At 64.8% G+C, this 6,116-nt stretch carries 6 protein-coding genes; 4 read left to right on the top strand and 2 right to left on the bottom strand.

The genetic code is table 11. The features are described 5' to 3' along the window. Positions 1-742, bottom strand: a 742-nt coding sequence (locus RTN46_RS01675; RefSeq protein ID WP_312178690.1) for a serine/threonine-protein kinase, incomplete at its 3' end; no start/stop codon positions are given. A 112-nt stretch (positions 743-854) separates the two neighbouring features. On the opposite strand from RTN46_RS01675, the gene lipB reads away from it, so the two are divergent. The 3 genes from lipB to RTN46_RS01660 all read left to right on the top strand — a co-directional run bounded on the left by lipB (position 855) and on the right by RTN46_RS01660 (position 3,462). Then, positions 855-1,571: a lipoyl(octanoyl) transferase LipB gene (gene lipB, locus RTN46_RS01670; protein WP_312178689.1), complete on the top strand. Its 717-nt coding sequence runs from the start codon at positions 855-857 to the stop codon at positions 1,569-1,571. Further along, positions 1,568-2,572 (top strand): lipoyl synthase, encoded by a 1,005-nt coding sequence (gene lipA, locus RTN46_RS01665; RefSeq protein WP_312178688.1) that lies wholly within the window; start codon positions 1,568-1,570, stop codon positions 2,570-2,572. The genes lipB and lipA overlap by 4 nt, the downstream gene beginning before the upstream one ends. Positions 2,573-2,709: 137 nt before the next feature. Continuing rightward, on the top strand, positions 2,710-3,462 hold the full coding sequence (locus RTN46_RS01660) for a DUF4191 domain-containing protein (protein ID WP_312178687.1): 753 nt from the start codon (positions 2,710-2,712) through the stop codon (positions 3,460-3,462). A gap of 517 nt (positions 3,463-3,979) precedes the next feature. Here RTN46_RS01660 and RTN46_RS01655 read toward each other — a convergent pair. Continuing rightward, a complete protein-coding gene (locus RTN46_RS01655; RefSeq protein ID WP_312178686.1) occupies positions 3,980-4,429 on the bottom strand; it encodes an RDD family protein in 450 nt (149 codons plus the stop codon). 262 nt (positions 4,430-4,691) lie between these two features. Here RTN46_RS01655 and glnA point away from each other — a divergent pair, with 262 nt between their 5' ends. Next, complete coding sequence (gene glnA / locus RTN46_RS01650) at positions 4,692-6,116, top strand: type I glutamate--ammonia ligase (protein ID WP_312178685.1); 1,425 nt, start codon at positions 4,692-4,694, stop codon at positions 6,114-6,116.

Genomic DNA, 6,116 nt, shown 5'->3' with positions numbered 1-6,116 from the left:
CCAGCGGCCGGCCCGTCAGCATAAACCAGCCCAGGGCACCCAGGGCATAGACATCCGCTTCCAGACCTGCCCCGCTCACCCTGGAGCCGGCATCGTCCGTGCCGGGCTCCGCCGGCGCGGCAAAGCCCGGGGTTCCCACCGCGCCGTCCCGGCCCTCGCCAAGCATTCTGCCGGTGCCAAAGTCAGCGAGCAGAGGTTTTCCGTACGCGGTGAACAGCACGTTGCCGGGCGAGACGTCGCCGTGTGCTGCACCCTCCGCGTGCAGGCAGGCCAGTGCGCGCGCCACGGCGACCAACACGGTTACTGCCTCGCCCTCGGTGAGTGTTTTCCGGACGGCAACCAGCCGGGCAAGGCTGTCTCCGGGGGCGTATTCCAGCAGCAGACCACGGCCATCGGCCGTGGCTAGGAACCCGTGCACCCCAAGGAGGTTCTCGTGCCCGAAGCGGGACAGGATCGTCAGCTCCCGCCGCAGGTCAAACTCATCGGCTGAGGTATCCGGACGGCTAGGCACTTTCAGGGCGTACCGGGCGCCGTCGGCAGTCCGCTCGACCAGCCACACCCTTGCGGCGCTGCCCTCCCCGAGGAACCTGCCAACCCGCCACCCGGGGTCCGGCACCTCCGGCGGGCGGGCCGTCTGGCCCCACACCCCTTCGGAGTCATCCAGCGGACTCACATACTGGCCGGCATACTGACCCCCATGCGCTCCGGCATACTGTCCGCCTGATTCCCCTGCTGTGTCCATGCCGACAGTTCTAGCGCGGCCAGACGAAACCTGCAGGAGTTATCCACAACCTGCGCAGCCCGTGATGGTTCTCACAGCACCTCAGACTGTGACAGGCGCTACGCTGTCCCGTATGGAGTTGGAGTTTCAGCGCGTTGGCTTTGCCCCGGAATATCTTGGTTACCACGACGGCTGGGAGCTGCAGCGAAGGGTGCATGCAGAGGTGAGCGCAGGCACCCGGCCAGGGACGGTTCTGCTGCTCGAACACCTCCCCGTGTACACCGCCGGACGGCGGACCGAGCCGCACGAGCGGCCTTTCGACGGCACCCCTGTGATCAATGTGGACCGCGGAGGAAAACTGACCTGGCACGGACCGGGCCAACTGGTGGGCTATCCCATTCTGCGCCTGCCCGATCCTGTCCTCGTGGTCGACTACGTCGCGGCGCTGGAGGACGCCCTGACCGCAGTGCTTGCCGATTACGGCATCCGAGGCGAACGCGTCGACGGCAGGTCCGGGGTTTGGGTGCGCGGCAGCGCGGGCCAGCAGGACCGGAAGATTGCGGCCGTTGGTATCCGGGTTGACCACGGCGTCACGATGCACGGATTCGCCCTGAACTGCAGCAATGATCTGGCCCCCTACGCACAGATCATCGCCTGCGGCATCACCGACGCAGGAACCACGTCCATCAGCGCGGAGACCGGAACCGCTGTGGCGCCTGCCGCCGTCGTGGACCAAGTGGAAAATCAGCTCAGGCGCACCCTCGGAAACCTGACAAACGCACCGGCACAGTCCGGCCCCTCATCCCCCGCAGAAACCGGCGCCGCCCGGAAAGAAGGAGTCCTGAAGTGACACTCGCACCCGAAGGCCGCCGCCTCCTGCGTATCGAGCAGCGCAACGTCGCCGTTCCGGTGGAACGCAAGCCGGACTGGATCAAGGCCAAGGTCAATATCGGCCCGGAATACGTCCAGCTCAAGAAGCAGGTGAAGAAGGAAGGCCTGCACACGGTCTGCGAGGAGGCCGGCTGTCCCAATATCTTCGAGTGCTGGGAAGACAAAGAAGCCACCTTCCTCATTGGAGGCTCCGACTGCACCCGGCGCTGTGATTTCTGCCAGATCGATACCGGCAAGCCCTCTCCCCTGGACCGGATGGAACCGCTGAAGGTCGCTCGCTCGGTCCAGTCCATGAACCTGCGCTACGCGACGGTCACCGGCGTCGCCCGTGACGATCTGGAGGATGAAGGCAGCTGGCTGTACGCCGAAACCATCCGCCAGATCCACGCACTCAACCCGGGTACCGGCGTCGAAATCCTCATCCCTGACTTCTCCGGCAAGCCAGAACACATCCAGGCGATCTGCGACGCCGCGCCGGAGGTGTTCGCGCACAACGTGGAAACCGTTCCGCGGCTGTTCAAGCGGATCCGGCCCGCGTTCCGCTACGAACGTTCCCTGGACGTCATTACGCAGGGACAGGACCTGGGCATGGTGACGAAGTCCAATCTGATCCTGGGCATGGGCGAAACCCGGGAGGAGATCTCCGGGGCACTGCGGGACCTGCGCGACGCCGGCTGCGACCTGCTGACCATCACCCAGTACCTGCGGCCCAGCGAACGACACCTCCCGGTGGACCGCTGGGTCAAGCCCGAGGAATTCGTCGAGCTCAGCGAGGAGGCAGGCGAACTGGGATTCCTAGGCGTCATGAGCGGACCGCTGGTGCGCTCCTCCTACCGGGCCGGACGGCTCTGGGCAGGGGCCATGCGTAAAAAGGGCCGCGAGCTCCCGCCCAACCTGGCGCACATCGAAGATTCCGGCACCGCCGCCCAGGAAGCGTCATCCATCTTGGCCCGGCGCTGATCCCACCGGCTTCCCACTGACTTTTTCGCTGGCTTACCCACTGATGCTCCCGCTGAGCATCCTGCTGCAACGCGCGGCCAGGCACCCTTGTCACAGGGAGAAGATGCAGCGCCTCCATCACGTAGAATTGACTTATTATGGCCAACAGCACTGATTCCGACGCATCCAAGGGCGCCCGCCGCGGCCTCTTCTCCCGCAAACCGAAAGCGGAAAAGAAGAACAAGCAGCCCGGCCGCATGAAACAGATCGCCGATGTCTTCAAGATGACGCGGCGCAACGATCCCAGCGTGGTCTGGTGGATGGCTGGTGCCTTCTTCGGCATCATCATCCTCGGCCTGGCCATCGGATTCCTGATCAACAACTGGGTCACGATGCTCATCATCGCGATCCCGCTGGGCCTGCTGGCCGCAGTCTTCATCCTCTCGCGGCGCGCAGAGAAGGCAGCGTTTTCGCAGATTGAAGGCCAGCCGGGTGCCTCCGGCGCGGCCTTGAGCGTCCTGCGCCGCGGCTGGATCCTCGAGGAGCAGCCCGTCGCCGTGAGCCCCCGCACCCAGGACGCCGTGTTCCGTGCGATCGGCCGTCCCGGCATTGTGCTCGTCACCGAAGGGCCCTCCAACCGGGTCCGCGCACTCGTTGACGGTGAGCGCAAGAAGATGAACCGAATCGCGCCGAACGTTCCCGTCCACGTCATCCAGACGGGCCGCGGCGAAGGCCAGGTGCCGCTGCAGAAGGTCGCCAAGAACGTCAAGAAGCTCAAGAAGTCGCTGACCAAGCAGGAAGTCCAGGCCGTGAACAAGCGCCTGTCTGCCCTGGGCCAGCGTCTTCCGATCCCCAAGGGCATCGATCCCTACAAGGCCCGCCCGGACCGCAAGGCCGCACGCGGGCGCTAGCCGGAGACCGCCGGCGTCTCCGGTACTGGTAGCTGAACATCGAAAAAGGGCCCTTCGCTGAAGGGCCCTTTTTCGTGCATGTGCGTGGGCTGACAGGACAAGCGAGTGCGGAACCTGCAGTGCAACGCACTGGCGGGACCGTGCGCTGGGCAGGTATGGGAGCAGGAAGAATGCGGGGGGGGGTGACACAACCGGGCGACGTCGGGACAGCCCGGTGGTCTGGGCTGGCGCCTTTGGGACCTCCGTTTTGGACCCTCCGCTTTGGACCTCCCTGCCAGTTTGGACCTCCCTGCCAGTTTGGGACTTTCCTGCCAGTTTGGGACTTTCCTGCCGCGGCGCCACGGCAGGAAAGTCCCCTACCCTCCGATTTGTCCCAAAGCGAAGGGAAACTGCACGACAACCGGCGCGGGCCGGCGCGGGCGGGCGGCGGCAGGCCCCGGCAGCCTCCTGAACATAGACAAAGGGGGCCCCTCCACTGAGGGGCCCCCTTTGGGAACGTATCTTGTGCGCCAGGATCCTAGCGGCTCCCGTGCCTCACCCGGACCAGGACGGTGTTCATGGCTTTGTCGTGCAGGCCGCGCTGGTCGGCGTCGAAGATCATCGCCGGGATAACCAGGCACAGCAGCAGGGTGCGGACGACGCCGGCCAGGGGCCCAGCCGCGGAGCCGTCCAATTTTTGCACCTGGAGGCTGAAGACCCGGTGGCCGATGCTGTAGCCGAGCAGCCCCACAAGGACGATCTGCTCCGCGGCGAATACCAGGAGGTTGGCCGTTGCGGTCCCACCGAAGAATGCATACGAAATCAGCGACGCCAGCGCCCAGTCAATGATGATGGCACCAAGCCGCGGCGCTACACGGGCAATGGATCCCGGACCGGTCCGGGGGCGGCCCAGCCGGCGTCCGGGCCAGTTTTCGTCATCGGACGGGGGGCCCTGGAGCCATGAACCTAAGCTTCGTCTGTCAACCACCGTTTAAGACTACCGGCTGCTCCAGCCAGCCAGATCCCTGCCGCATGAAGGCGCCAAGTGTGCTCCGGTGACTAGGCACACGCTAGGGTGGAGACAGAGGCCCGGCGTATGTAACGTCGCCGAAACATTGGCGACACGGGCGGGTAATGGGGTCCCCCTAGACTTTTGCTGTTGCCGGATCGTGCAGACCCTGCCGACCGGCGCCTGGACAGGCCCACCGCCCGGGGCTATCCACCCAAACCTGTATAAGGAGCTTAAAACGATGTTCAAGACTGCGGACGAGGTCCTCAAGTTCATCGCTGACGAAGATGTGAAGTTCGTCGACATCCGGTTCACCGACCTGCCCGGCGTGCAGCAGCACTTCAACGTGCCGGCCAAGACCGTCGATGCTGATTTCTTCATCAACGGCCAGCTGTTCGACGGCTCCTCCATCCGCGGCTTCCAGGGCATCGCCGAATCAGACATGCAGTTGATTCCCGACGTGACCACCGCGTTCCTGGACCCCTTCCGCATCGAGAAGACCCTCGCGCTGAACTTCTCCATCGTCAACCCCCGCACCGGCGAGCCGTACCTCCGCGATCCCCGCGGCGTCGCTGAGCGTGCCGAGGCGTACCTTGCCTCCACCGGCATTGCCGACACCGCCTTCTTTGCGGCGGAGGCCGAGTTCTTCGTCTTCGATAACGTCCAGTACGAATCCGCTCCGCAGGGCAGCTTCTACAAGGTTGATTCCATCGAGGCTCCGTGGAACAGCGGCCGCGAGGAAGAGGGCGGCAACCTGGGCAACAAGACTCCCTTCAAGGGTGGCTACTTCCCCGTTGCTCCCGTGGACAAGCAGGCCGACCTGCGCGACGCGATCTGCGTCGAGCTGGACAACGCCGGCCTCGAGGTCGAGCGGGCCCACCACGAAGTGGGTGGCGCCGGCCAGGCGGAAATCAACTACAAGTTCACCACCCTGACGCACGCAGCTGACGACCTGCAGAAGTTCAAGTACATCGTCAAGAACGTTGCCGATGCCTGGGGCAAGTCCGCGACCTTTATGCCGAAGCCGGTCTTCAACGACAACGGCTCCGGCATGCACTGCCACCAGTCGCTGTGGAACGGCGGGGATCCGCTGTTCTACGACGAAAAGGGCTACGCAGGGCTGTCCGACCTGGCCCGCTGGTACATCGGCGGCCTGCTCAAGCACGCCTCCGCCGTCCTGGCCTTCACCAACCCGACGGTGAACTCCTACCGCCGCCTGGTCAAGGGCTTCGAAGCTCCGGTCAACATGGTTTACTCGCAGGGCAACCGCTCGGCCGGTATCCGCATCCCGATCACCGGTTCCAACCCGAAGGCCAAGCGCATCGAGTTCCGCGCTCCGGACCCCTCCTCGAACCCGTACCTCGCCTTCGCTGCTCAGCTGATGGCAGGCCTGGACGGCATCAAGAACCGCATCGAACCCGCGGATCCGATCGACAAGGACCTCTACGAGCTCCCCGCCGAAGAAGCCAAGCACATCCAGAAGGCCCCGGGCTCCCTGGAGGAAGCCCTGGAAGCCCTGGAAGCCGACAACGAGTTCCTGCAGGCAGGCGGCGTGTTCACCCAGGACATGATCGATGCCTGGATCACGTACAAGCGTGAGCAGGAGATCTTCCCGCTGTCGCTGCGCCCGAACCCCTTCGAGTTCGAGCTCTACTACGGCTGCTAG

It is taken from the genome of Arthrobacter sp., assembly GCF_031988865.1.
Taxonomy (GTDB): domain Bacteria; phylum Actinomycetota; class Actinomycetes; order Actinomycetales; family Micrococcaceae; genus Arthrobacter_B.
Note: the sequence above shows the minus strand (reverse complement) of the source record. Positions and strands in the feature narration are given on the sequence as shown.

Excerpts from the sequence above, each read along its gene's own strand:
- lipB (WP_312178689.1), top strand. The coding sequence starts at position 855 with ATGGAGTTGGAGTTTCAGCGCGTTGGCTTTGCCCCGGAATATCTTGGT.
- RTN46_RS01660 (WP_312178687.1), top strand. The coding sequence starts at position 2,710 with ATGGCCAACAGCACTGATTCCGACGCATCCAAGGGCGCCCGCCGCGGC.
- glnA (WP_312178685.1), top strand. The coding sequence starts at position 4,692 with ATGTTCAAGACTGCGGACGAGGTCCTCAAGTTCATCGCTGACGAAGAT.